The organism is Citrobacter sp. Cu096 (assembly GCF_030332285.1).
In the GTDB taxonomy this organism is placed as follows: Bacteria; Pseudomonadota; Gammaproteobacteria; order Enterobacterales; family Enterobacteriaceae; genus Citrobacter; species Citrobacter meridianamericanus.
The window spans coordinates 96,440-121,073 of sequence record NZ_JAOWID010000028.1; the positions used below are offsets into that span (position 1 = coordinate 96,440).

Here is a 24,634-nt window from a genome sequence, read left to right on the forward strand (position 1 = left end):
TGCGGTTTGAATTATGACGGGGAAATAAAGAATTAGGGCTTCCCGTGGGAAGCCCTTTCTTTTTTTAGTTCGGCTGTATGTAGGGTACAGCTCGATGAATTCGTTAACCTGGCAATAGTGACAGATTTGATAATCAATTCCTATTTGGTTCTAAAGGCAATGTTACAGGTTGTGACGCACCGCTCAATACCTTAGTAAAATCGGCGGTTATTACGCTGATACTGTGGGACTTTTGGCGCTTTTATCGCCTTGATAATCCACACCACAGCAACGGCCAGTAGCAGCCAGGGTAAAAGTTTTATCATCAAGGCAAATAGTCCGCCCAAAAACATCACTGCAGTGGCGACCACTAATGCGGCCAATACCCCCAGCAAAGATACGCCGGTGACCATCAGCATGATAAAAAACCCAATCACAAAAAGTAGTTCCAGCATAGCTCTCTCCCGAAATTAAATACTCTCCACTGCATTACAAGAAACATGCCAAAATTATTATATTGATTTATAAAGCAAACGCCCCGCGACAAAGCGCAGGGCGTGGTGAAATTCACTAACTTTTGGTGAAAAATTAACGCTTGTCAGCGACCAGCTGCAAGGCGTGTTCCAGAACGTTAATATCTGCCCCGGCTTTATGCGCATTTTCGCTCAGATAACGACGCCACTGACGGGCCCCAGCAATCCCCTGGAACAGCCCCAGCATATGACGCGTCACATGTCCAAGATACGTACCTTTACTCAGTTCACGCTCAATATAGGGATACATGGCACGCACCACGGCGACCGGATCGGCATCCTGAGTAGTAGCGGCAAAAATCTCGCGGTCAACGGAGGCCAGAATACCTGGGTTTTGATAAGCTTCGCGCCCCACCATTACGCCATCCATATGCTGCAAATGGATTTTCGCTTCTGCCAACGATTTAATGCCGCCATTGATCGACATCGTCAGATGCGGGAAATCGCGCTTTAGCTGATAAACGCGGTCATAATCCAGCGGTGGAATTTCGCGGTTTTCTTTCGGACTTAACCCAGACAGCCAGGCCTTGCGGGCATGGATGATAAACATCTCACATTCGCCGTTACCCGAGACCGTGTTGATGAAATCGCACAGAAATTCGTAGCTGTCCTGATCATCAATGCCAATACGGGTTTTCACCGTGACCGGTATCGACACCACATCACGCATCGCTTTGACGCAATCAGCGACCAGTTGCGCATTTCCCATCAGACAAGCGCCAAACATCCCATTTTGAACACGATCGGAAGGGCAGCCCACGTTGAGGTTAATTTCATCATACCCCCGCTGTTCAGCGAGCTTTGCGCACTGCGCCAGTGCAGCCGGATCGCTCCCACCCAGTTGCAATGCGACCGGATGTTCTTCTTCGCTATACGCCAGATAATCGCCTTTGCCATGAATGATCGCACCGGTAGTTACCATCTCCGTATAGAGGAGCGTCTGGCTGGACAGTAAGCGCAAAAAGTAGCGGCAGTGCCTGTCCGTCCAGTCGAGCATCGGCGCGATAGAAAAACGATGAGCGGGAAAAGCGGTAGACTGAGATTCAGGCAGCATGGCGAATATTCAAGCATCCGGTTAAAAAAGGGGCGCTACTATAGCATAGACCGTTACGATAGTGAGCCACATCCTCACAGTTCTCCATCTCTGGTGCCGACCAACGCTACTTACGCCCCGGTTTTCCGTCGTGAGATCCAAAAAACTGCGGCGGATGGTCAACCCAGCGATCCTCTCGCGTGGCGGCATAGACCGGATTAAGCGGATAATAAATGCGATTGTATTTTTTGTTCGCCTCACCCACGACCAGCAGGCGCACCTCTTCACTGGTGTTATTGATAAAGGTGTGACACACCCCGGTTCCTGCAGGAAAACCAACGCTGTCGCCGGGCTCCAGCTTCCATAAATAACCGTTAATCCAGGCCTCAGGATATCCTTCCAGCACATAGATAAACTCTTCTTCATCACTTTCAGCATGCGGGTAAGACGTGCGCCGACCTGGCGGCAGGCGTTCATGATGAATGCCGAGTCGTCCTAACCCCAATTTGCGGGCAAGCGGCGCTCCTATGGCAAACAGCTCATCGCTGTCTGGGTAGGTGGAATCATCGGCCCCCTCAACTTCACGCCAGTGACGAATACAATCGGGTCTTTTCATGTTTATTTTCCAGTATTGCGATGGCTCAGGTATAGCACATCGCGGCGGATCTCGGCGTTTTAAGCAGAACATGTTAAAGTAAGGGATTAACCTTCCACGCAAATCGAGGCGCCAAATGGACAAAACCACTACGCAAGAGTTATTGGCTCAAGCTGAAAAACTCTGTGCGCAACGCAACGTGCGGCTTACGCCACAACGCCTCGAAGTGCTGCGACTGATGAGCCTGCAGGAAGGCGCCATCAGCGCTTACGACCTGCTCGACCTGTTGCGGGAAACCGAGCCGCAGGCCAAACCACCAACCGTGTATCGCGCGCTCGATTTTCTGCTTGAACAAGGGTTTGTGCATAAGGTGGAATCCACCAACAGCTATGTCCTTTGTCATCTGTTCGATCAGCCAACGCACAGTTCTGCGATGTTCATTTGCGACCGCTGTGGCGTGGTAAAAGAAGAGTGCGCAGAAGGTGTGGAAGACATCATGCATACGCTGGCGGCCAAAATGGGCTTTGCTCTGCGACATAATGTTATTGAAGCCCACGGGCTGTGTCCGGCCTGTGTGGAAGTTGAGTCATGCCGTCATCCAGGCGACTGCCAGCATGACCACACAATTCAGGTGAAGAAGAAAGTTGGGCGTTAGTCAGGTGGGAGAGCGTACATCCTTGTACTCTCAGGAGGGAAGGGTCAATTACCAGCGGTAATCATTACGTTTTTCCCAATCGTTAACTTCTTTTTCCGCCTGATCTTTGGCGTAACCGTAACGCTCCTGGACTTTACCAACCAGTTGGTCACGTTTACCTTCAATGACCGTCATATCATCATCGGTCAGTTTGCCCCATTGCTCTTTCACTTTACCTTTAAACTGCTTCCAGTTGCCGCCGACTTCGTCTTTATTCATCATCAAGTCCTCATCGTTAGGTTGTGAATAGCGAGAGTGCCATGTCCAGACACATGCTGTTTTCTCTGGACGTGAGAATAAGTGTAGTCAGTGATTCTGGGTTTTATTTACTATTCGGAATTTTTAACCATTCTGATCAGGCAAACCAGGTTCCATTACGCCAGTGACGCCGCCAGATAAAGGCCAACGACAGCCCGCGCAGCGCGAGGAAAACAGTTAACGCCAGCCACAAACCATGATTTCCGAGCCACGGCAAAGCCAGCAGCGTTAAGGCGAATCCCACTGCGGCAACGGCCATACTGTTACGCATTTCTGCAGCCCGCGTTGCGCCAATAAACATACCGTCAAGCAGATAACACCACACGCCCACCAGCGGTAAAACCACCTGCCAGAAAAGATAGCGATCGGCCAAAAGTTGGATTTGCGACAGTGAGGTCAGCAGCGCCACAATCTGCTCGCCAAACAAGGCATAGATCAGCGAAAAAAGGATTGCCACAATTCCTGACTGTCGACACGCTGCTCGCCAGACATCCAGCAACTGGCTGCCGTCCCGCGCCCCATAGGCCTGGCCCGAATGCGCTTCCACGGCATAGGCAAATCCGTCCAGTGCATAAGCGGTAAACGTCAGCAAAGTCATCAGTACGGCATTAACCGCAATGATATCGCCTCCCAGACGCGCCCCCAGCACCGTAATGGCCCCAAAGCAGAGCTGCAACAGCAGCGAACGCAGCATGATGTCACGGTTGAGTGCCAACAAACGACGGAAGTTGCCCCGCCACGCCTGTTTCAACATTGCCAGCGATATTCCGCGCATATGCAGGACTTTGCGCACCATCATCAGACCGATAAGCAGTGTGGCATATTCAGCAATCACCGTTGCCAGTGCCGCACCCTGCACGTTCATATGCAGACCCATCACCAGCCATAAATCGAGCGCAATGTTGAGAATATTGCCGACAATCAGCAGGATAACCGGCGCTCGCGCATACTGCACGCCCAGCAACCAGCCGAGCAGCACCAGATTCGCCAGCGAGGCTGGCGCGCTGAGCCAGCGGATTTCAAGGAAACGCCGGGCTTGTTCAAGTACAGGTTCACTTCCCCCGACAATATGCAGCGCTAAATCGATAATCGGCGTGCGAAACAGCGCGATAAGTACCCCTGCGCCCAGTGCCAGCATCAGCGGCTGTACCAGCGCGCGCGCCAGCGCCTGTGGATTTTTCGCACCAAATGCCTGCGCGGTAAGACCGGTGGTACTCATGCGCAAAAAAAGAAGCAGCATAAAGAGAAAACTGGTCGCCGTGGCCCCGACAGCAACGCCGCCAAGATAGACCGGGCTGTCCAGATGACCAATCACAGCAGTATCCACCAGCCCCAGCAAGGGAACGGTGATATTGGAGAAGATCATCGGTAAGGCGAGGTGCCAGAGCGCTTTATCAGAGGCGGTAAAGAAAGGCATACAGGAAAGCCTGATGAAAAGAAGTGAAAACTAGCTGTGGCGCAGAATGCGCCACAGTATTAATACATGATTACAGCCATTCACCGTTACGAATGACGCCTACCGCCAGCCCTTCAATGGTGAAGTTTTGCTCGCGCAGATCGACAACGATAGGTTTAAATTCACTGTTTTCTGGCAGAAGTTCAACCTTGTTGCCCTGCTTTTTCAGGCGCTTAACCGTGACTTCGTCGTCGATACGGGCAACAACAACCTGTCCGTTACGCACGTCCTGAGTTTTATGCACCGCCAGCAAATCGCCGTCCATAATACCGATATCTTTCATCGACATACCGCTAACCCGCAGCAGAAAATCGGCGTTCGGTTTGAACAATGAGGGATCGACCTGGTAGTGGCCTTCGATGTGCTGCTGCGCCAGAAGTGGCTCGCCTGCCGCCACACGACCGACAAGCGGTAATCCTTCTTCTTCTTCCTGCAGCAGTCGAATACCACGCGATGCACCGGAGACAATTTCCAGCACACCTTTACGCGCCAGCGCTTTCAGATGTTCTTCAGCAGCGTTTGGGGAACGGAACCCCAAACGCTGCGCGATCTCCGCACGCGTCGGTGGCATACCTGTCTGGCTGATGTGATCTCTAATGAGATCAAACACCTCTTGCTGCCTGGCCGTTAACGCTTTCATTCCGCCCCCTGGGTGTATATACAGTTATGCTGTGAGTATATACAGCTAAAGGTGATTTTGGAACCGCAAACTGCACAAAAAGCAGGAGATTTATGAAGATGTGGAATCCTTATCGCAAATGCGACCACAACAGAATGCCCCAGGTGATCAGAGCAACGAAAATAGACAACAACACCGCCGCAGAACCCATATCTTTCGCCCGGCCGGAAAGTTCGTGATACTCAGAGCCTATGCGATCAACCACCGCCTCAATCGCACTGTTGAGGATTTCAACGATCATCACCAGCATCACGGAACCAATTAACAGCACGCGGGTAATCGCATCGACGTCCAGCCAGCAGGCGATAGCTACGCCCAGCAGTACGGCAACGCTTTCCTGGCGGAATGCCGCCTCATTGATCCATGCGGCGCGAAAACCTTTCCAGGAATAGCCTGCAGCTTTGATAATTCGGGTGAATCCAGTGGTATTATTGGCCATCAAAAAGAACCTTTTTACATTATTAGCGTCAATGTCATTGTAACGTTACCCCGTTTGTTTCAGGGGGTGGCAAAGCAGCGCGAAGTATGACGGGATACCACAGAAATTCACTAAACTTTCTGATATCCTTGCAGCGCATTTGCATTATTAACCAGAGGCTTTACATCGTTTATGTCCGGCTGGCCACGAATTTACTACAAATTACTGAATTTACCATTAAGCATCCTGGTAAAAAGCAAGTCTATTCCGGCAGAACCTGCCCCGGAATTGGGACTCGATACGTCTCGTCCCATTATGTACGTCCTACCGTACAATTCAAAAGCAGACTTGCTGACGCTGCGTGCCCAATGTCTGGTGCACGATCTCCCCGATCCCCTGGAACCGCTGGAGATAGACGGGACTCTGCTGCCGCGCTACGTGTTTATTCACGGCGGCCCGCGCGTGTTCACCTATTACACGCCGAAAGAAGAGTCCATCAAGCTGTTCCATAACTATCTCGACCTGCATCGCAGCAATCCAGACCTGGATGTGCAGATGGTGCCGGTTTCGGTGATGTTTGGCCGTGCGCCAGGACGCGAAAAAGGCGAAGTCAATCCGCCGCTGCGCATGCTGAACGGCGTACAGAAATTCTTTGCTGTGTCCTGGCTGGGTCGCGACAGTTTTGTCCGTTTCTCCCCATCAGTCTCCCTGCGTCGTATGGCGGATGAACACGGTACGGATAAGATAATCGCTCAGAAACTGGCACGCGTGGCGCGTATGCATTTTGCTCGCCAGCGTCTGGCCGCGGTTGGCCCTCGCCTCCCTGCCCGCCAGGATCTGTTTAATAAGCTGCTGGCGTCAAAAGCGATCGCTCGCGCGGTAGAAGATGAAGCGCGCAGTAAAAAAATCTCCCACGAAAAAGCACAGCAAAATGCCATTGCACTGATGGAAGAGATTGCCGCCAACTTCTCCTACGAGATGATCCGCCTCACGGACCGAATTCTGGGCTTTACCTGGAACCGTCTGTATCAGGGGATTAACGTTCATAATGCGGAACGTGTACGTCAGTTGGCGCACGATGGGCATGAAATCGTTTATGTTCCGTGCCACCGCAGCCATATGGACTATATGCTGCTGTCGTACGTTCTGTATCATCAGGGGCTGGTTCCACCGCACATCGCTGCCGGTATCAACCTGAATTTCTGGCCGGCAGGTCCGATTTTCCGCCGCCTGGGCGCGTTCTTTATTCGTCGTACCTTCAAGGGCAATAAGCTCTACTCCACCGTTTTCCGTGAATACCTGGGCGAGCTGTTCAGCCGCGGTTACTCGGTTGAGTATTTTGTCGAAGGCGGCCGTTCACGTACCGGTCGTCTGCTCGACCCGAAAACCGGCACGCTGTCGATGACCATTCAGGCGATGCTGCGCGGCGGTACGCGTCCGATTACCCTCGTACCGATCTACATCGGCTATGAGCACGTAATGGAAGTAGGCACCTATGCAAAAGAGCTGCGTGGCGCGACAAAAGAAAAAGAGAGTCTGCCACAAATGCTGCGTGGCTTAAGCAAGCTGCGTAATCTGGGTCAGGGCTACGTTAACTTTGGCGAGCCGATGCCGCTGATGACGTACCTCAATCAGCATGTGCCGGAGTGGCGTGAATCTATCGATCCTATCGAGTCTATCCGCCCGGCCTGGCTGACGCCGACAGTGAATAACATTGCCGCCGATCTGATGGTGCGCATTAACAACGCTGGCGCGGCCAACGCCATGAACCTGTGTTGTACCGCGCTGTTGGCTTCCCGCCAGCGCTCTCTGACCCGTGAACAGTTAACCGAGCAGCTTGACTGCTACCTTAGCCTGCTGCGCAACGTGCCGTACGCAGCAGACTCAACTGTTCCTGCACAGAGCGCCAGTGAGTTGATCGACCACGCCTTGCAGATGAACAAGTTTGAGGTCGAGAAAGACACCATCGGCGACATCATCATACTGCCGCGCGAGCAGGCCGTATTGATGACCTACTATCGCAACAACATTGCGCACATGCTGGTTCTGCCTTCGTTGATGGCAGCCATTGTAACTCAGCGCCGTCGTATTTCACGCGTCGCGCTACAGCAGCATATTGATGCGTTGTATCCAATGCTGAAAGCCGAGCTGTTCCTGCGCTGGGAACGCAATGAGCTTGCCGGAGTGATTGACGAATTGGCCAGCGAAATGCAGCGCCAGGGATTGATCGCTCAGCAGGATGGCGAACTGCATATTAACCCAGCCCGCTCCCGTACGCTCCAGCTGTTGGCTGCGGGTGCTCGCGAGACGTTGCAACGCTACGCCATTACCTTCTGGCTGCTGAGCGCCAACCCGTCCATCAACCGTGGTACGCTTGAGAAAGAGAGCCGCACCGTGGCGCAACGCCTCTCCGTACTGCACGGCATTAACGCGCCGGAATTCTTCGACAAAGCGGTATTCAGCTCTCTGGTGCTGACGCTGCGTGACGAAGGATTCATTAGCGATACCGGAGATGCCGAGCCGGAAGAGACGATGAAGATCTATCAGATGCTGGCTGAACTGGTCACATCGGATGTTCGTCTGACCATCGAGAGTGCCACACAGGGCGAGTAAGTAAAAAAAACCGGTCGAAATGACCGGTTTTTATTTTGCAGGCTAAGCCAAACTCAAAAATGCCAGTAGCTCATCGCCAGTCCTAAAAACAGTACCAGCCCTACATAGTTATTGTTCATAAACGCTTTAAAACAGGCATCCCGTTCACGATTAACGATCAGCTTCTGCTGATACACAAACAGCGCACCCGCCACCAGCAGTGACCAGTAATAGCCCAGCCCCAGCCCGTTTAGCCAGCCCACCAGCGCCATCAGCACCAGCACGCCCACCTGCAGAATACCAATGATTAGCTTGTCGTTTTGACCAAACAAGATCGCGGTCGATTTAATGCCAATCTTCAGGTCATCATCCCGGTCAACCATCGCATACTGGGTGTCATAGGCCACCGCCCAGAGAATGTTGGCGAGAAACATCAGCCAGCAGCTCAGCGGCACAGACTCGCTTACGGCAGCAAACGCCATCGGAATAGACCAGCCAAACGCCGCCCCCAGCACCACCTGCGGCAAATGCGTATAGCGTTTCATAAACGGGTAAACCCACGCCAACGCTAACGCCGCAACGGACAACATAATGGTCATTGTGTTGAGCGTTAAAACCAGCAGGAAGGCGAGCAATACCAATACGACGAACAGCGTTCGGGCTTCTTTTTCGGTGACGGCCCCGCTCGGCAGCGGTCGATTCGCGGTGCGTTTAACGTGTCCGTCAAATTTCCTGTCGGCATAATCATTCACCACGCATCCGGCGGCGCGCATTAACCAAACGCCGGCGACAAATACCGCCAGGATCCACAGTTGCGGCATGCCTGGGGTCGCCACCCACAATGCCCATAGCGTAGGCCAGAGCAGCAGTAAGGCGCCGATTGGCTTATCCGTACGCATCAAGCGGTGAAACGCCAGCAGCTTATTCTGCGTCAGACTCCACTCCATCTTTATCTTCCTCTCAGTACAACGGCGATGCAGGTAGGAAAAGTTCGGTAAGCATCAGCGGCTTACCGCTCAGCCGCAGGCGGGAACGTCGCCCCCACAGCGCTGCATCACGGCCAATCTCAATAAAATCTCGGGTCAATGTCGATGACGTAAACAGGTAGCGCCCAAGCGGGGTTTTTCCCAGGTTTTGTAAGGCCAGTTCAGGGCCGCACAAAGTTGATTCAGGCACCACTGTGCGCCCGGCAAGCCAGGGTTCACCGTCCGCGCAGAGCAGGATTTCACGCAACCAATAACGGGGTTCTGTCGGCAGCAGCATCAGTTCTTCAGCCACCTCATTTTGCCCAACAAATCCTTCGCGAAGTAACGTGACGGTAACCTTTTTTCCCTGCTGCTCAAAACGTTTAGTCATGGAATCTTCCAGTAACAACCAGTCGAGCAGTTGCGGGTCCAGCGCCGGAATCGCATCAAAATAACGCAGCGCACGCAGTTGCGTTAACGCAGGGTGTGGCATGCCTTACTCTCCGATTTATAACCTGAAGGCATTGTATCGCAGAAAATGCATTACGGGGTGAGCAAACACAATTAAGTGATCGTCAAAGCAACATAAGTGTAACAATTAGCACCGAAGGATAAAAAAAGGTGCGCCAGGAGACGCACCAGTTGTTGCAAAATCAGCACTGCGGGGAAATGTTTACCCCTTGCCTTTTACACTGCTGATAAAGGTGGATCGGGCGGATTTGGATCCCAGACGCTCAGCTTCATCAAGCAGCTTCAGCGCTTTATCGACATCGCCTTTCGCCACGGCATCCTTAATGCCCTGGTTAAAATAACTTTCCGTGTCATTTAGCATTGGCTCACTTTTCTTCACCGGTTGTGGCGCTGGAGTAGCCACTGCTGCAGCCGGGGGCGCGTAGGCCACCGCAGGCGCGGCGGTATTGCCAACCGTGACAGGGCCAGGGCCGGATGAACCAAACAGCGGCCCAACCAGAACACTGGAAGAGGAGCTGGTTTTGACTTTCAGCTTCAGCAGACCGTCGGTGGTATGACGGGCAATCGGGTCTGGAATATCCGGAATCGCGTTCCCTACACCTTTGGCATAGGCTTTTGCCGGGTCAAGCAGGGTCGTGGTCTGCTGGAGATCTTTATCCGTGGTAAAAACCAGCATATAGAGTTTTTGCTGGCCCAGCGCAGGCGTCAGACGCATGACTCCTTCCAGGCGATCGGCACTCATCACGCCGGGTTCCTGATAAGTGAAATAACTGCTGGGGAAGAACGCAGATGGCGTCATGTTCTGATCAAGAATTAAAACGTTTGGTGCAAATACGCTGGTTTGTTTGTTGACTTCACTGGTCAGCGTCAGGGTTAACTCACCAATATTCGCGGGTACACTGTACGCAGCGACTGGGCCAGTAATACCAGCAACATCCAGACGCTGACCCGCTGTCGCTAGCTGTGTCGACTGGGTTTTGGATTGATCAACCGGCGTCCAGGTTAACTGTTGTAGCGCAGCAGTGGGAATAGCTGGAGCCGCGGTGGTGTTCTGCGGAACAATATTTACATCGGCCAGGCTGATGCCAGGCGCGCTGGCAAATAACCCTGCAGATAAACAAAGGGCAACGAGACTTTTCTTCATTTTCATTGTTATCACCTCAGATAGCATGGGTTCAGCGGTGGCCAGGCAATAGCGCGCTAAACCGTAATCAAGAGGGGCTGGCGCCCCTCTTTCGGTCTTTACGTCAGATTAGTGCTGAATTACCACCAGATTTCCATCTGGGCACCGAAGGACCACTCATCGCTGTCGCCACGGCTGGTTGTGCTGATACCAGAGTTGGTTGCGGCGGCATATTTAGAAACTTTGTCGCCATTTTTCACGTAACCCCACTCTTCATCCCATTTGGCATAGGTTGCGAAGACGCGGATTGCCGGGCGAGACCAGATGCTGTCGCCCGCCTGCCACTGTTGCGCCAGGGTGATTTTGTACTGGCTGTTGCGATCGCCAGTTTGCTGAGATTTGACGTTGTCGTAACCGACTTCCAGCAAGGTGCTCATGATCGGCGTCCATTTGTACATCGGACGGATACCGACGGTGTACCATTCGGTACCCAGGTCGTTATCCAGGTCGATGTTCTGATACATACCGACGTACATCAGGTCCCACTTGTCGCCCAGAGAGATTGCACCGTGGTCAAGTACGCGTACCAGGCTACCGTTGTTATTGATGTTGTTGTCAACATGATGGATGACAGGTGCATCTGGAGATACCTGCGTATCGAAGGTAGAGCCGTAAGTCCCCTGCGAGCCGCCCTTACCTTGCGTTGTCATGGCGTCAGTCGCGTACTGAACAACAAATTTGTTATAGCCTTTCAGCATGCTTTGGGTGTGTTCTGCGGTGAACATCCAACCATCTTTCGTTGCGTCATCCGCGTAGCTGTAACCGTCGGTTTTATTCGCGCGGCCATAGTCCACACCCAGCTCCAGCATGCCGTCAGGGTTAGTAGCCATCTGCGCTAAACGTACGTCAAATACGTCGTTCGCGGTATCTTTAGAGGTGTCGTAGATATTCTGGCTACTGAAGGTATAAGACCCTCCAGCTTCCTGAGAACGGGTGGCCGCCAGAGACAGTTTACCGAAGCCCAGATCGATGTTTTCAATACCAGCGCCAGGACCTGAAATATCCCAGTAGTAGAAGTCGATCATGTGGACGTCATGACGCTGATAGAAACGCTTACCGGCCCAGATAGTGGAGCCTGGCAGCCATTCAATCAGGTTTTTACCCTGCACGTTGGCTTCACGGAATGCCGGACTGGTCGATTCCCAGTCATTCTGTTGTGCCACAGAGTAGGCTACGTTGGTGTCGAAGTAGAAGCTCTTATCGCCTTCTTTCCACACTTCCTGACCTAATTTGATTTCCGCATAGGTTTCACATTCGTTACCAAGACGGTATTTACTTTGAGCACCGGTTGCCTGGAAACACTGTTGTTCACCGCCGCTACCCGTCCAGCCTATGCCGGAACGTGCATAACCATGGAAATCCACAGCCATTGCCTGAACAGACATAATGCCTGCCGCCACAGCAACCGCCAGAGGGAGTTTGCGCAGAGTAATCATCGTTCTATCTCCTGAGATCATTGCTTTTCTCTAAACGCATCGACTTGATAGTTTTGCGTTTCGTTTTTTTTATGGGGGCCTTAAACGCCCGGCTCTTGATGCAACCGACGACATGCAGTGCCATCCTCACGGAACAGATGGCAACGCTCTGGCGGCAGGCCGATAGCGAATGTGGCACCCTCTTGTACCAACACCACGTCGTTCTGGCGGTAAACCAGGTTTTGACGGATGGCGGGGATCTGGATATGAATTTGTGTTTCGTGACCAAGCTGCTCGACCACCTGCACTTCACCTTCGAGGGTGACATCGGCGATATCACTGGGCAGCAAATGCTCCGGACGGATACCTAAAGACATGTTGGCGCCAACCTGCACCGCGTGGCTGTCTACCGGCAGCCATATTTGCTGGCGGTTGGGCAGTTCAACCTGCACCTGATCGATGGCCGTCCCGGTAACTTTCACCGGCAGGAAGTTCATCTTCGGCGAGCCAATAAACCCGGCAACAAAGCGGTCAGCCGGGTAATGGTACAGCTCCAACGGTTTACCAACCTGCGCCACGCGCCCCGCATCCAGCACCACGATTTTGTCGGCCAGCGTCATCGCCTCGACCTGATCGTGGGTGACGTAAATCATCGTGCGGCCAAGACGTTTATGCAGACGGGAGATTTCAATGCGCATCTGTACGCGCAGTGCTGCATCGAGGTTGGAGAGAGGTTCATCGAGCAGAAATACGCGCGGTTCAGCGACCAACGTACGACCAATCGCCACGCGCTGACGTTGTCCGCCGGAAAGTGCTTTCGGTTTACGCTCCAGCAGATGGGCCAGTTGCAGAACTTCCGCCACCTGATTCACGCGCTGGTTCATCACCTCTTTTTTTGCGCCAGCCAGCTTGAGGCCGAACGACATATTTTCCGCAACGGATAAATGGGGATACAACGCGTAGGACTGAAAGACCATGCCCACACCGCGTTCGGCGGGCGGAATGTCGTTCATCCGGGTCTCACCGATAAACAGGTCGCCACTGGTGATGGTTTCAAGTCCGGCGATCATACGCAGCAAGGTCGACTTACCACAGCCTGACGGTCCGACAAACACCACGAACTCCCCTTCGTGAATGTCGAGATTGATATCTTTTGATACCACCACGTCACCCCAGGCTTTCGTTACATTACGCAGCTGTACGCTCGCCATGCCCTTCTCCCTTCGTTACAACCTGTCATCGACAGCAACATTCATGATGGGCTGACTATGCGTTATCCCTTGATGGCGTGAATCCTCCACCCCCCGGCTTTTTTATGGGGGAGGAGGCGGGAGGATGAGAGAGCAGCGTCTGAGACCCGGCCCTCCTGCTTCAGAGGAATTTCGTGATGCAGCCTGCAAAAATCGGTGGGTTTTTATGTGCGCCAGTACGCAATACTCACATTTATGTAACACAGATCACATAAAGAGCGGGTGGGGCGTAGGGATAAGGAGGATGGAAAGAGGTTGTCGTATAAAGAAACTAGTCACCGTTAAGCCACCTCTGCAAAATCACCAAACAGGATGGGAACTATGAAAATCAAAACTGGCGCACGCATCCTCGCATTGTCCGCATTAACGACGATGATGTTTTCCGCCTCGGCTCTCGCCAAGATTGAAGAAGGTAAGCTGGTTATCTGGATTAACGGCGACAAAGGCTATAACGGCCTCGCTGAAGTGGGCAAAAAATTCGAAAAAGACACCGGTATCAAAGTCACCATTGAGCACCCGGACAAACTGGAAGAGAAATTCCCTCAGGTTGCCGCAACCGGTGACGGCCCGGACATCATTTTTTGGGCGCATGACCGTTTTGGCGGTTACGCTCAGTCTGGCCTGCTGGCTGAAATCACGCCAGACAAAGCATTCCAGGACAAGCTCTATCCGTTCACCTGGGATGCCGTGCGCTATAACGGCAAACTGATCGCCTACCCGATCGCGGTTGAAGCGCTGTCGCTGATTTACAATAAAGACCTCGTGCCAAACCCACCGAAAACCTGGGAAGAAATTCCTGCACTGGATAAAGAGCTGAAGGCGAAAGGTAAATCCGCGCTGATGTTCAATCTGCAAGAACCGTACTTCACCTGGCCACTGATTGCCGCCGACGGCGGTTATGCATTCAAGTTTGAAAACGGCAAGTACGATGTGAAAGACGTGGGCGTGGATAACGCCGGCGCGAAAGCGGGTCTGACCTTCCTGGTCTCCCTGATCAAGAACAAACACATGAACGCGGATACCGACTATTCCATCGCCGAAGCCGCCTTTAACAAAGGCGATACGGCGATGACCATCAACGGTCCGTGGGCATGGTCGAACATCGACAAGAGCAAAATCAACTACGGCGTGACTCTGCTGCCAACCTTCAAAGGTAAGCCGTCTAAACCGTTTGTTGGCGTGCTGAGCGCCGGTATCAACGCTGCCAGCCCGAACAAAGAATTGGCGAAAGAGTTCCTCGAAAACTACCTGCTGACCGATCAGGGTCTGGATGAAGTGAACAAGGATAAACCACTGGGTGCGGTTGCGCTGAAATCCTTCCAGGATCAGTTAGCCAAAGACCCACGTATCGCGGCCACCATGGATAACGCCCAGAAAGGCGAAATCATGCCGAACATCCCGCAGATGTCTGCATTCTGGTATGCCGTTCGTACTGCAGTGATCAACGCCGCCAGCGGTCGTCAGACAGTTGATGCTGCACTGAAAGACGCGCAGGGTCGTATCACCAAGTAATACGGTTTCCCTTATTTCTTAGGGAATCAGGTTTATTGAATACGTTGTTACGCGAAAGCATTCGCGCTACATCGAGGCGGCAAGGAGGCAAATCCCCAGGAGCTTACATAAGTAAGTGACTGGGGTGCGCTTCCGCAGCCAACAAAGAGGTAGTGCGAAGGATAAAGCGTAAAGAGGATTGAACCCCATGGATGTCATTAAAAAGAAACACTGGTGGCAAAGCGACACGCTGAAATGGTCAGTGATAGGTCTGCTTGGGCTACTGGTCGGTTACCTTGTTGTTTTGATGTACGCTCAGGGGGAGTACCTGTTTGCCATCATGACGCTGATTTTAAGCTCTGCTGGCCTGTATATTTTCGCTAACCGCAAAACCTATGCCTGGCGCTATGTTTACCCGGGCGTTGCCGGTATGGGGCTGTTTGTCCTGTTTCCGCTGATTTGTACGATCGCGATTGCCTTTACCAACTACAGTAGCACCAACCAGTTGACCTTTGAACGTGCTCAGGAAGTCCTGATGGATCGTTCTTATCAGGCTGGGAAAACCTACAACTTTGGTCTGTATCCGGCGGGTGCGGAGTGGCAACTGGCCCTCACCGACGGTGAAACCGGCAAGAATTATGTTTCCGACGCCTTTAAATTTGGCGGCGAACAGAAACTGCAACTGAAAGAAACGGATGCCTTGCCAGCGGGCGAGCGTGGGACGCTGCGCATCATCACGCAGAATCGCCAGGCGCTGAACCAACTGACCGCCATCCTGCCGGATGAAAGCAAAGTGATTATGAGCTCGTTGCGCCAGTTCTCCGGCACGCAGCCACTTTATACGCTCGCTGATGACGGTACGCTCACCAACAACCAGAGCGGCGTGAAATACCGTCCGAACAACGACATTGGTTATTACCAGGCGATTAACGCCGACGGTAGTTGGGGTGCAGAAAAGTTAAGCCCTGGCTATACCGTGACCATCGGCTGGGATAACTTCACCCGCGTATTTACCGACGAAGGTATCCAGAAACCGTTTTTCGCCATCTTTGTCTGGACGGTGGTCTTCTCCGTTCTGACCGTGATCCTCACCGTGGCCGTCGGGATGGTGCTGGCTTGTCTCGTACAGTGGGAGTCACTCAAAGGCAAAGCGATTTACCGTGTGCTGCTTATCCTGCCGTACGCTGTGCCGTCGTTTATCTCGATTCTGATTTTCAAAGGGCTGTTCAACCAGAGCTTTGGTGAAATCAACATGATGCTGAGCGCACTGTTTGGCATCAAACCGGCCTGGTTCAGCGACCCAACCACCGCACGCTCGATGATTATTATCGTCAATACCTGGCTGGGTTATCCGTACATGATGATCCTGTGCATGGGTCTGTTGAAAGCGATTCCTGACGATTTATATGAAGCCTCGGCGATGGACGGCGCTGGCCCGTTCCAGAACTTCTTTAAGATTACGCTACCGCTGCTGATTAAACCGCTGACACCGCTGATGATTGCCAGCTTCGCCTTTAACTTTAACAACTTCGTGCTGATTCAACTGTTGACCAACGGTGGCCCGGACCGTCTTGGCACCACCACGCCAGCAGGCTATACCGACCTGCTCGTGAGCTACACCTACCGTATCGCCTTTGAAGGCGGCGGCGGTCAGGACTTCGGTCTGGCAGCGGCGATTGCCACGCTGATCTTCCTGCTGGTGGGTGCGCTGGCGATTGTTAACCTGAAAGCCACACGAATGAAGTTTGATTAAGGGAGACAACGAACATGGCTATGGTACAACCCAAATCTCAGAAACTGCGTCTCTTAACAACGCACCTGCTGTTGCTGATTTTCATCGCAGCGATCATGTTCCCGCTGCTGATGGTTATCGCTATCTCGCTGCGCGAAGGTAACTTCGCCACCGGTAGCCTGATCCCGGAAAACATCTCCTGGGAACACTGGAAACTGGCGCTGGGCTTTAGCGTTGAGCACGCAGATGGCCGCGTGACGCCGCCGCCGTTCCCGGTACTGCTGTGGCTGTGGAACTCAGTGAAAGTGGCCACCATTACCGCAATCGGTATTGTGACGCTTTCCACCACCTGTGCTTACGCCTTTGCCCGTATGCGCTTCCCCGGTAAAGCAACCCTGCTTAAAGGGATGCTGATTTTCCAGATGTTCCCGGCGGTGCTGTCTCTGGTCGCGTTATATGCCTTGTTTGACCGCCTGGGCCAGTACATTCCGTTTATTGGTCTGAACACTCACGGCGGCGTGATCTTCGCCTATCTTGGCGGTATTGCGCTGCATGTGTGGACGATTAAGGGCTATTTCGAAACCATCGATGGTTCGCTGGAAGAAGCGGCCTCGTTGGACGGCGCGACGCCGTGGCAGGCATTCCGCCTGGTGCTGCTGCCGCTTTCCGTTCCGATTCTGGCGGTGGTGTTTATTCTGTCATTCATTGCCGCTATTACCGAAGTACCGGTCGCGTCACTGCTGCTGCGTGATGTGAACAGCTACACCCTTGCGGTAGGTATGCAGCAGTACCTCAATCCACAGAACTATTTGTGGGGCGACTTTGCCGCCGCAGCTGTACTTTCAGCCATTCCGATCACACTGGTGTTCCTGCTGGCACAACGCTGGCTGGTCAACGGCCTGACGGCAGGTGGTGTGAAAGGTTAAGTTTTACCGAAGTAAACGCCCGGCAACGGGCAAGCCACTGCAACCCTCAACTTATGTTATCCCAACCTGTGACTGTTATTCGGCGCTCTACGGAGCGCCCTTTTTTTATGTTATTTTGCATTACGCTTACGATTATTTCCTTTCGTGCTCCCCATCACTGCAATTATATTTTGCGCCTGAAAATGAACTAATTAAACGGAATTAAGATCACAGAAAAGACAAAACGTAATTGCAATGTAAAAAATGATAATTGTCTTCCCTGCCTGTTAAATTCACCATCACGGCACTGATCAAAAGAGCTGTACCCTCTAAGGCAGGTCTGAATGAACACTCAATATAATTCTAGTTATATTTTTTCGATTACATTAGTCGCAACTTTAGGAGGACTATTATTCGGTTACGACACTGCTGTCATATCCGGAACGGTAGAATCCTTAAATACCGTATTTGTCGCTCCACAACACTTAAGTGAATCCGCCGCCAACTCATTGTTGGGTTTTTGCGTCGCCAGCGCGTTGATTGGCTGCATCATCGGCGGTGCGCTGGGCGGCTATTGTAGTAACCGCTTTGGTCGTCGGGACTCGCTGAAAATCGCGGCCCTGCTTTTTTTTATTTCCGGTATTGGTTCCGCCTGGCCTGAATTAGGCTTTACCACGATTAATCCAGATAACGCCGTACCCGTTTATTTGGCCGGATACGTTCCCGAATTTGTTATTTATCGTATCATTGGTGGTATTGGCGTAGGTTTAGCCTCGATGCTCTCACCAATGTATATTGCCGAACTGGCCCCCGCACACATTCGTGGGAAACTGGTCTCGTTTAACCAGTTCGCCATTATTTTTGGTCAACTATTAGTGTATTGCGTTAACTATTTCATCGCGCGTTCAGGCGACGCTAACTGGCTGAATACCGATGGCTGGCGATATATGTTTGCGTCAGAAAGTATTCCCGCCCTGCTGTTTTTACTGCTGCTGTACACCGTACCAGAAAGCCCGCGCTGGCTGATGGCGCGTGGTCGACACGAACAAGCAGAAGGTATTCTGCGCAAGATTATGGGTAGCACACTCGCCACTCAGGCCATGCAGGAGATCAATCAGTCTCTGGAACATGGTCGCAAAACCGGTGGTCGCCTGCTGATGTTTGGTGCAGGCGTTATCGTCATCGGCGTAATGCTTTCCATTTTCCAGCAGTTCGTCGGTATCAACGTCGTGCTGTACTACGCCCCGGAGGTGTTTAAAACGCTGGGAGCCAGTACCGATGTGGCGCTGCTGCAGACCATTATTGTCGGCGTGATCAACCTGAGCTTTACCGTATTGGCGATCATGACGGTGGATAAATTTGGTCGCAAACCGCTGCAAATTATTGGCGCCTTAGGTATGGCCATTGGTATGTTCAGTCTCGGTACTGCGTTTTACACCCAGGCTTCCGGGCTGATAGCGCTGCTGTCGATGCTGTTTTACGTCGCCGCATTCGCCATGTCCTGGGGGCCGGTTTGCTGGGTGCTGTTGGCCGAAATTTTCCCCAATGCGATTCGTGGCAAGGCACTCGCCATTGCGGTTGCCGCTCAATGGCTGGCAAACTACTTCGTTTCCTGGACCTTCCCGATGATGGACAAAAATTCGTGGCTGGTTTCCCATTTCCACAACGGTTTTTCCTACTGGATCTACGGTTGTATGGGCATTCTGGCAGCCTTGTTTATGTGGCGGTTCGTACCGGAAACCAAGGGCAAAACGCTGGAAGAACTTGAACAACTGTGGGAGCCCGCAGCAGAGAAAGCGAAACCTGCCTCTGCGCAGTAACCCTGACCATCAACACGCCGCAGCCCGAATGCGGCGTGTTGTTTTTTACTCTCGCTTCAGCCGTTTGGAATTACACAGCCACAGGGTGATCACCAGCAGCAGGATCGCCGCAGAATAGATCAGCACATCCATCGGCGCTTTATGATCGACGATGATCAACCGCACAATCGCGGTGATCCCGATATAGACAAAGTAGCGCAACGGAAAGTGAAACCCTGACTGAAAGTACTTCACAATCAACGCGATAAATTCAAAATACAGGAAGTAAACCACCAGCCCTTCCACCAGCTCATATTTGCTGGTTTGTTCCGGCGCGAACAGCACATCCGCCAGATGCAGCGTTTCTTTCCCGAGGAATACGACCAGGATCAGGCCCAGACTCAGCAGTCCCAGATTCAACACGGTCTGTAAAATGGTGGAGATAAACTCCACGCGCGGACGAGATAGCGACGTCATAACAGCACCTCATACTCAGTGGCGAGGTTCCTGTATAACGCAAAAATGTGACAGAGATCTACATTTTTTGTTTATGTTTTGTGCAAGAAAGGTCAACAGAGAATGATGAATACCACGATACATTTCACAGGATGAATTATGCAGCTAAGACAATCTGCTATCCGCAACGTGACCTGCGGTGAGAACGTGGTGATTTATGAACCCGCCAATCTCTACGATTGCATATTGGGTGACAACGTTTTTGTCGGACCATTCGTTGAAATCCAGGGCAACACGCAGATTGGCGCAGACAGCAAAATTCAGTCGCATACCTTCATCTGCGAATATGTCACCCTCGGCGCCCGCTGTTTTATCGGGCATGGCGTGATGTTCGCCAACGATATGTTTCGCGGAGGAAAACCCAACGCCGACCGCAACAGCTGGGGTCGCATTACGATTGGCGACGATGTTTCGATCGGCAGCGGGGCGACCATTCTGGCGGTCACTGTCTGCGATGGCGCGGTCATCGGCGCGGGCAGCGTAGTGACCAAATCGATCACCGAGAAAGGCGTGTATGCGGGAAACCCGGCAAAATTATTGCGCCGTTTATAGAGCCGGATGAGCGCAAGTCGCATCCGGCCATCAGTCAGCGGAAGTTTTCACTTCTGTCGCTGGTCATATCGTACAGACCAAACTTACGCCCAAGCTGCTGACCGCCATCGCGCGTTAACGGCGTCCAGCCAATCGCCGCGCGACTGCGGATTGGGCCTGACGAGAACAGATCCAGCGGCACGGAAACGTACACCCCTTTAGTAAAATCACCTTCGCCATACTCATCCGGCGAGGCGTTAGTGATAGTCGCATAACCACCCACCACGACACCGCTGTCGAAGCGTTTGGCGATCTCCAACGTTCCGCCCTTATCCCCGGCCAGATACTGACCCACGCTGGCTTTCACCAGCACATCCTGGGCGAAAGAAGGATTCCAGTACGCCGTCAAATGCCCGGTCTTCACGCTGTAGTCGGTGAATTTCATCATGTCCTGCGCGCTACGCCAGTCACGCTGTTTCACGTAGTTGGCATCAACACCAAACGCCCAATCGCTGTCCAGCGGGCGATACAGCACTTCTGCCCCCGCCCCGCCATACATGGTCTCCAGATAGCCGCCGTACACCTGTCCGTAAAACCCGTTGCCGAGTGACTGGAAGTAGTTGGCCTGCAGGTTATTCACGTAAACATCGTTTTGCACATAGTCACGTACATGGGTACGCACACGCGGCAAATGCGAATCCTGCGGCGGGTTGGTGTAGTTAAACTTGTCATAGTTATTGGCGAGGTTGGCGAACAAACTCCCGGTGGTCAGCAGATGATCGGTCACCCACCAATCCGCCGTACCCATCACGCCCAACTGATACATATAGAAATTTTCCGGGCCGCCCACCGACTGGTTAAGCACAGGATCGATGTGGAAATCGAAGCGCGACTTATCGATATACCAGCCCTGCTCGGTCGTTTTCGGCACCACCGGCTCCACGCGTTTTTGCGCCAGCTGAGTCTCATGGCCCAACGGTTCGCCTTCCAGATGGTGCTTCAGGCTGGAAACTTCTGTTTCGGTCGTCACCTGCGGCAAGTTAAGGCGATTTTCCGTAATACGGATCGTGCGGATCCCGTCTGGAAGATCGTTCATCACGATCCGGTTGGCACGCTCGATCCCCTCGCGCGAATCACGGTATTTCACCTGTTCGCCGGTTACATACAGCGTATCGCCCTGCACCTGGATTTTAGGATCCGCCAGCCCGGCATTGTATTTCAGCAGCGTTAGCTGATTCGCCACTACCGAATGTTGCAGGATGGCATCCTGCGGCTGCGGCTGATACTTCGGACGGGCGTTATCGTTATAGTGTGGTCGCAAGTCGTTAAAGTTAGTCCGCAGCGTGAACCCAAACATAAAGGTGTTCCCGCGCTCATAGCTGAGGTTAACGTCGGCCCAATCGGTGACGCGATAAATAGCGCCGACGTTAAACTTGCTCTTCTGATCCAGCTTGCCCGCAAAATCCTGCTGGTAATTATTGCCCTCGTACTCCAGTTTCAGACGCAGCGGCTGCCAGGGTGTCTGATATTCCACGCCGCCAAACAGCGACGCCGGGCCGTGGAACATCTGGCTGCCGTCAATGGAACCCGCCTGCTTGTAACTGTTATCGCGATGACAGAATTTATCGCTGTATGAGCAAAACGGATTGCTGACGTTACCACTGGTCCCGAGGTATCCCCAGCCGAGACCGAGTGAGAAATCAAACGGTCCCCAGGCTTTGTTCGCCACAATATACTCCGCATCGAACAGGCCGGTTCCGCCAATATCGCGCGCGCCCACCGCCACCTGCGGCATCCAGTAGCTCTCTTCCCACAATCGCAGTTTAAGGTCGAAAGCCTTATCCTTGTATGTCTGATCGCCTGAAAACGACTCCACGCTGCTGTATTTTTTAGTGCGCACATCGGTATAGCGCAGGGTCGTTTCCAGCCACGGAAACAGTTGCACCGACGCAGAGTAATAGCGGTACTGATCGTTATCGCGGTAGTTAAGGCTCATTTCGCCCTCACGCGCCATGCGTGCGGTTGGGGTTTGCAGCAGCCCTACGCCACCAAAATCAGACTGGGAAGGACAAATCGGCGCAGGATACGTTTCACCGTGACAGGCCGCGCTGATACCCAGCGCCAACAGGCTGAGCAGATAAGTTTTTCTCATTATTCGGGTATCCGCTGGGTCAGGGTGCGAAGAATGTCGGCATTGATTTCATCCGGGGTGCTGCTCCAGACAGAGTCCGACAGCCCGACAAAAATGATGCTGCCGGGCATCGGCTCAATATGACGTTTGTTCCAGTAGGCGACCGGTACTTTTTGTGTGCGTCCGTCGGGATAGACAACCCAGGCGTAGCTACGATCCGCGCCGCTGAGCCGATGCTGCCCATCGAGATAGCTGGCAACATCACGTCCGGGTATAAACGGCTGTTTACCCGAGTGGCTTAGCAAACCCAACAGCGTGATATCCGTGGGCTGCGGTCCGACCCACAGCGTGTAATTACCCTGCAACGGCGGGTTGCCTCGCTCACTGGTACGCACTACATCCGGGTCGAGATTAATTGTCTGCCTGCCGGTCACCTTCAGCGCCTGAATTTGCTGGCGTAATGCGTTGATAGCGCCAGCATCATCACCGCTTGCTTCAGCGCTCAACGTCGCCAGACGAGCCAGTAATGCCTGCTGCTGACGTTGTGCCTCAGTTGTTGCCCGCTCTTCACTGATAACCGCGCCTGGCCACCAGCTATTGCTCAACCGCGGCTGTCCGACCAGGTCGAGCAGATGTTCAGCCCCGGTCAGCGTTTTTGCTTCTGTGCTACCTGTCGTGATCACTTTTACACTGCCCACAGCAAAAACAGATGCCGCGCACAGGCTGAATGTCAGCGCAGTAATCATTTGTTTCATCATGGTTTTGCCGCCTTAATCAGCGTAGTTTTCACCGGGAAGAAACCTGCGCCAAGATACTGTTCTGACTGGCGAATCATGCCGTCACTATCTACCCAGTAGCGGTTATGCCAGCGCGTTTGATCGGTGGTGACCTCTTCATCGAGGATCCGTACCGGCGTGTTATCGCTGCCGACTTTGATGGTGTCTGCGCCATCCCAGGTGAAAACCGAGCGCGCGGTGGCATAGCGTACCTGCTGATGTTCAGTCCAGCCCATCGTGCGGGTCCACGTTGCGCCGTCGACTATCTGATTTGGCTTGATGAGCGGGTCTGCCGCCAGATTATTCACCTCGATCAGGTTGTCCCCGCCAAGGTGCGTTTTCACAATGCGCCCATGCTGCGTGACGAGAATAGCCCGATCCTGAGTCACCCATTTCTGCTGTCCGTTTTCTGCAAACGCGAGTACCACAAACAGTTGGGGACCGCCGTTGAGCTGCATGTACTGGCTGGCGTAAGGCATGTTTTGAATTTCATCGTCCGTCATCTGTACGCCGGGAGTACCAAACACGCTATCCCACAGCGAATGCCCCAACCCTTCGGTGGTGGCTGAGCACGCCTGTAGTAACAGGCAAACCATTATGAGCGCTGGTCGCTTCACGACGTTTCTCCGCAGCGGCAAAATAACCACACCGAAGTGTGGTTATGGTTAATCCCCGTCATACTTCAGGGGCTACGTACTGGTGTTACTGGGTACTGGTGGTTGTCGTGGTGGTGGTTCCGGTATTAGAACCATCGCCGCCGCCGGTCGCCGCCAGGGCAACCCCCACCGCAGAACTTACGGTGCTCACGCTGGTCGCGGAGGAACTTCCCGCCGAAACCGACGCGGCAGCCGACCCTGCAGCCTCACCCACCTGAACGGGGGCGGCATAGACAGAGGTCACCGCAAGCGCAGATATAGCCCAAAGGCCATACAGAACTTTTTTCATCACAAATTCCCTTCATTGTATGAATGGAGATTTACCCAAAAGAATTTCGGGCGAGATCGAGTATACACAAGCGAAGTTTGTAAATTAGGTCGAGAGGGAATTTAGGACAATTAGATAACGAGAGGAAAAATTATTAATAGCAAATAATAAAAACAAATTAATTCAAATAGTTAAAATATAATAGTAAAAACACAATATCCGGTAAATCTGAAAATATCAGAAACAGGATAACGGTGAATAAATTATTTTAGGATTAAGCTCAATTAAATTTTTAGGTAATAACGTGG

General features: G+C 52.7%; 24 protein-coding genes. 7 read left to right on the forward strand and 17 right to left on the reverse strand.

Going from position 1 to position 24,634, the window contains the following annotated elements:
* Positions 1-191: 191 nt before the first annotated feature.
* The 3 genes from pspG to OGX99_RS12615 form a co-directional block, all read right to left on the reverse strand.
* Entirely contained in the window at positions 192-434 is a 243-nt protein-coding gene (gene pspG, locus OGX99_RS12605) for an envelope stress response protein PspG (RefSeq protein WP_151218066.1), read from the reverse strand.
* Between the two features lie 133 nt (positions 435-567).
* Positions 568-1,566 (reverse strand): tRNA dihydrouridine(20/20a) synthase DusA, encoded by a 999-nt coding sequence (dusA, locus tag OGX99_RS12610; protein WP_286543708.1) that lies wholly within the window; start codon positions 1,564-1,566, stop codon positions 568-570.
* Between the two features lie 106 nt (positions 1,567-1,672).
* Complete coding sequence (locus OGX99_RS12615) at positions 1,673-2,161, reverse strand: cupin domain-containing protein (protein WP_003031710.1); 489 nt, start codon at positions 2,159-2,161, stop codon at positions 1,673-1,675.
* 115 nt (positions 2,162-2,276) lie between these two features.
* On the opposite strand from OGX99_RS12615, the gene zur reads away from it, so the two are divergent.
* Entirely contained in the window at positions 2,277-2,795 is a 519-nt protein-coding gene (gene zur, locus OGX99_RS12620; RefSeq protein ID WP_151218068.1) for a zinc uptake transcriptional repressor Zur, read from the forward strand.
* 48 nt (positions 2,796-2,843) lie between these two features.
* Here zur and OGX99_RS12625 read toward each other — a convergent pair whose 3' ends face one another.
* The 4 genes from OGX99_RS12625 to OGX99_RS12640 all read right to left on the reverse strand — a co-directional run bounded on the left by OGX99_RS12625 (position 2,844) and on the right by OGX99_RS12640 (position 5,666).
* Complete coding sequence (locus OGX99_RS12625) at positions 2,844-3,053, reverse strand: CsbD family protein (protein WP_003031706.1); 210 nt, start codon at positions 3,051-3,053, stop codon at positions 2,844-2,846.
* 136 nt (positions 3,054-3,189) lie between these two features.
* Positions 3,190-4,509 (reverse strand): MATE family efflux transporter DinF, encoded by a 1,320-nt coding sequence (gene dinF / locus OGX99_RS12630; protein WP_187260062.1) that lies wholly within the window; start codon positions 4,507-4,509, stop codon positions 3,190-3,192.
* Positions 4,510-4,579: 70 nt separating this feature from the next.
* On the reverse strand, positions 4,580-5,188 hold the full coding sequence (gene lexA, locus OGX99_RS12635) for a transcriptional repressor LexA (RefSeq protein WP_003826596.1): 609 nt from the start codon (positions 5,186-5,188) through the stop codon (positions 4,580-4,582).
* A gap of 109 nt (positions 5,189-5,297) precedes the next feature.
* The gene (locus OGX99_RS12640; RefSeq protein WP_003826594.1) at positions 5,298-5,666 is read right to left on the reverse strand and encodes a diacylglycerol kinase; all 369 of its coding nucleotides are present in this window, start codon (positions 5,664-5,666) and stop codon (positions 5,298-5,300) included.
* A 171-nt stretch (positions 5,667-5,837) separates the two neighbouring features.
* On the opposite strand from OGX99_RS12640, the gene plsB reads away from it, so the two are divergent.
* Positions 5,838-8,258: a glycerol-3-phosphate 1-O-acyltransferase PlsB gene (plsB, locus tag OGX99_RS12645; protein WP_286541272.1), complete on the forward strand. Its 2,421-nt coding sequence runs from the start codon at positions 5,838-5,840 to the stop codon at positions 8,256-8,258.
* Positions 8,259-8,311: 53 nt separating this feature from the next.
* Here the strand turns inward: plsB and ubiA are convergent, their stop codons facing one another.
* From ubiA to malK, 5 genes are all read right to left on the reverse strand, one after another.
* The gene (ubiA, locus tag OGX99_RS12650) at positions 8,312-9,184 is read right to left on the reverse strand and encodes a 4-hydroxybenzoate octaprenyltransferase (RefSeq protein WP_151218070.1); all 873 of its coding nucleotides are present in this window, start codon (positions 9,182-9,184) and stop codon (positions 8,312-8,314) included.
* A gap of 13 nt (positions 9,185-9,197) precedes the next feature.
* Entirely contained in the window at positions 9,198-9,695 is a 498-nt protein-coding gene (gene ubiC / locus OGX99_RS12655; RefSeq protein ID WP_044715430.1) for a chorismate lyase, read from the reverse strand.
* A 180-nt stretch (positions 9,696-9,875) separates the two neighbouring features.
* Positions 9,876-10,823 (reverse strand): maltose operon protein MalM, encoded by a 948-nt coding sequence (gene malM / locus OGX99_RS12660; RefSeq protein WP_286543711.1) that lies wholly within the window; start codon positions 10,821-10,823, stop codon positions 9,876-9,878.
* A gap of 113 nt (positions 10,824-10,936) precedes the next feature.
* The gene (locus OGX99_RS12665; protein ID WP_151218072.1) at positions 10,937-12,292 is read right to left on the reverse strand and encodes a maltoporin; all 1,356 of its coding nucleotides are present in this window, start codon (positions 12,290-12,292) and stop codon (positions 10,937-10,939) included.
* Between the two features lie 80 nt (positions 12,293-12,372).
* Complete coding sequence (gene malK, locus OGX99_RS12670; protein ID WP_151218073.1) at positions 12,373-13,482, reverse strand: maltose/maltodextrin ABC transporter ATP-binding protein MalK; 1,110 nt, start codon at positions 13,480-13,482, stop codon at positions 12,373-12,375.
* Between the two features lie 360 nt (positions 13,483-13,842).
* Here malK and malE point away from each other — a divergent pair, with 360 nt between their 5' ends.
* From malE to xylE, 4 genes are all read left to right on the forward strand, one after another.
* On the forward strand, positions 13,843-15,033 hold the full coding sequence (gene malE, locus OGX99_RS12675; protein WP_151218074.1) for a maltose/maltodextrin ABC transporter substrate-binding protein MalE: 1,191 nt from the start codon (positions 13,843-13,845) through the stop codon (positions 15,031-15,033).
* Between the two features lie 187 nt (positions 15,034-15,220).
* On the forward strand, positions 15,221-16,765 hold the full coding sequence (malF, locus tag OGX99_RS12680) for a maltose ABC transporter permease MalF (protein WP_151218075.1): 1,545 nt from the start codon (positions 15,221-15,223) through the stop codon (positions 16,763-16,765).
* A gap of 14 nt (positions 16,766-16,779) precedes the next feature.
* Positions 16,780-17,670, forward strand: coding sequence for a maltose ABC transporter permease MalG (gene malG / locus OGX99_RS12685; RefSeq protein ID WP_005132680.1), 891 nt, complete (start codon positions 16,780-16,782; stop codon positions 17,668-17,670).
* Between the two features lie 323 nt (positions 17,671-17,993).
* Positions 17,994-19,469, forward strand: a complete 1,476-nt coding sequence (gene xylE, locus OGX99_RS12690) for a D-xylose transporter XylE (RefSeq protein WP_187253980.1) — start codon at positions 17,994-17,996, stop codon at positions 19,467-19,469.
* A gap of 45 nt (positions 19,470-19,514) precedes the next feature.
* Here xylE and psiE read toward each other — a convergent pair whose 3' ends face one another.
* Positions 19,515-19,925: a phosphate-starvation-inducible protein PsiE gene (gene psiE, locus OGX99_RS12695; RefSeq protein WP_003031674.1), complete on the reverse strand. Its 411-nt coding sequence runs from the start codon at positions 19,923-19,925 to the stop codon at positions 19,515-19,517.
* Positions 19,926-20,063: 138 nt separating this feature from the next.
* Here psiE and OGX99_RS12700 point away from each other — a divergent pair, with 138 nt between their 5' ends.
* A complete protein-coding gene (locus tag OGX99_RS12700; RefSeq protein ID WP_151218076.1) occupies positions 20,064-20,516 on the forward strand; it encodes an acyltransferase in 453 nt (150 codons plus the stop codon).
* Between the two features lie 34 nt (positions 20,517-20,550).
* Here OGX99_RS12700 and OGX99_RS12705 read toward each other — a convergent pair whose 3' ends face one another.
* The 4 genes from OGX99_RS12705 to yjbE form a co-directional block, all read right to left on the reverse strand.
* Positions 20,551-22,647 (reverse strand): YjbH domain-containing protein, encoded by a 2,097-nt coding sequence (locus tag OGX99_RS12705; RefSeq protein ID WP_286543714.1) that lies wholly within the window; start codon positions 22,645-22,647, stop codon positions 20,551-20,553.
* Positions 22,647-23,384 carry a capsule biosynthesis GfcC family protein gene (locus OGX99_RS12710; protein ID WP_187253982.1) on the reverse strand — a complete coding sequence of 246 codons (738 nt, stop codon included), beginning with the start codon at positions 23,382-23,384 and terminating at the stop codon, positions 22,647-22,649. The genes OGX99_RS12705 and OGX99_RS12710 overlap by 1 nt, the downstream gene beginning before the upstream one ends.
* Positions 23,381-24,019 carry a YjbF family lipoprotein gene (locus tag OGX99_RS12715; protein ID WP_151224603.1) on the reverse strand — a complete coding sequence of 213 codons (639 nt, stop codon included), beginning with the start codon at positions 24,017-24,019 and terminating at the stop codon, positions 23,381-23,383. Before OGX99_RS12715 ends, OGX99_RS12710 begins: the two co-directional genes overlap by 4 nt.
* Positions 24,020-24,104: 85 nt before the next feature.
* Positions 24,105-24,347, reverse strand: coding sequence for an exopolysaccharide production protein YjbE (yjbE, locus tag OGX99_RS12720; protein WP_061382702.1), 243 nt, complete (start codon positions 24,345-24,347; stop codon positions 24,105-24,107).
* Between the last annotated feature and the right edge of the window lie 287 nt (positions 24,348-24,634).

What these genes read in the sequence shown, in the direction of transcription:
- pspG (WP_151218066.1), bottom strand. Translation starts at nt 434, where the DNA reads ATGCTGGAACTACTTTTTGTGATTGGGTTTTTTATCATGCTGATGGTC.
- dusA (WP_286543708.1), bottom strand. Translation starts at nt 1,566, where the DNA reads ATGCTGCCTGAATCTCAGTCTACCGCTTTTCCCGCTCATCGTTTTTCT.
- OGX99_RS12615 (WP_003031710.1), bottom strand. Translation starts at nt 2,161, where the DNA reads ATGAAAAGACCCGATTGTATTCGTCACTGGCGTGAAGTTGAGGGGGCC.
- zur (WP_151218068.1), top strand. Translation starts at nt 2,277, where the DNA reads ATGGACAAAACCACTACGCAAGAGTTATTGGCTCAAGCTGAAAAACTC.
- OGX99_RS12625 (WP_003031706.1), bottom strand. Translation starts at nt 3,053, where the DNA reads ATGAATAAAGACGAAGTCGGCGGCAACTGGAAGCAGTTTAAAGGTAAA.
- dinF (WP_187260062.1), bottom strand. Translation starts at nt 4,509, where the DNA reads ATGCCTTTCTTTACCGCCTCTGATAAAGCGCTCTGGCACCTCGCCTTA.
- lexA (WP_003826596.1), bottom strand. Translation starts at nt 5,188, where the DNA reads ATGAAAGCGTTAACGGCCAGGCAGCAAGAGGTGTTTGATCTCATTAGA.
- OGX99_RS12640 (WP_003826594.1), bottom strand. Translation starts at nt 5,666, where the DNA reads ATGGCCAATAATACCACTGGATTCACCCGAATTATCAAAGCTGCAGGC.
- plsB (WP_286541272.1), top strand. Translation starts at nt 5,838, where the DNA reads ATGTCCGGCTGGCCACGAATTTACTACAAATTACTGAATTTACCATTA.
- ubiA (WP_151218070.1), bottom strand. Translation starts at nt 9,184, where the DNA reads ATGGAGTGGAGTCTGACGCAGAATAAGCTGCTGGCGTTTCACCGCTTG.
- ubiC (WP_044715430.1), bottom strand. Translation starts at nt 9,695, where the DNA reads ATGCCACACCCTGCGTTAACGCAACTGCGTGCGCTGCGTTATTTTGAT.
- malM (WP_286543711.1), bottom strand. Translation starts at nt 10,823, where the DNA reads ATGAAAATGAAGAAAAGTCTCGTTGCCCTTTGTTTATCTGCAGGGTTA.
- OGX99_RS12665 (WP_151218072.1), bottom strand. Translation starts at nt 12,292, where the DNA reads ATGATTACTCTGCGCAAACTCCCTCTGGCGGTTGCTGTGGCGGCAGGC.
- malK (WP_151218073.1), bottom strand. Translation starts at nt 13,482, where the DNA reads ATGGCGAGCGTACAGCTGCGTAATGTAACGAAAGCCTGGGGTGACGTG.
- malE (WP_151218074.1), top strand. Translation starts at nt 13,843, where the DNA reads ATGAAAATCAAAACTGGCGCACGCATCCTCGCATTGTCCGCATTAACG.
- malF (WP_151218075.1), top strand. Translation starts at nt 15,221, where the DNA reads ATGGATGTCATTAAAAAGAAACACTGGTGGCAAAGCGACACGCTGAAA.
- malG (WP_005132680.1), top strand. Translation starts at nt 16,780, where the DNA reads ATGGCTATGGTACAACCCAAATCTCAGAAACTGCGTCTCTTAACAACG.
- xylE (WP_187253980.1), top strand. Translation starts at nt 17,994, where the DNA reads ATGAACACTCAATATAATTCTAGTTATATTTTTTCGATTACATTAGTC.
- psiE (WP_003031674.1), bottom strand. Translation starts at nt 19,925, where the DNA reads ATGACGTCGCTATCTCGTCCGCGCGTGGAGTTTATCTCCACCATTTTA.
- OGX99_RS12700 (WP_151218076.1), top strand. Translation starts at nt 20,064, where the DNA reads ATGCAGCTAAGACAATCTGCTATCCGCAACGTGACCTGCGGTGAGAAC.
- OGX99_RS12705 (WP_286543714.1), bottom strand. Translation starts at nt 22,647, where the DNA reads ATGAGAAAAACTTATCTGCTCAGCCTGTTGGCGCTGGGTATCAGCGCG.
- OGX99_RS12710 (WP_187253982.1), bottom strand. Translation starts at nt 23,384, where the DNA reads ATGATGAAACAAATGATTACTGCGCTGACATTCAGCCTGTGCGCGGCA.
- yjbE (WP_061382702.1), bottom strand. Translation starts at nt 24,347, where the DNA reads ATGAAAAAAGTTCTGTATGGCCTTTGGGCTATATCTGCGCTTGCGGTG.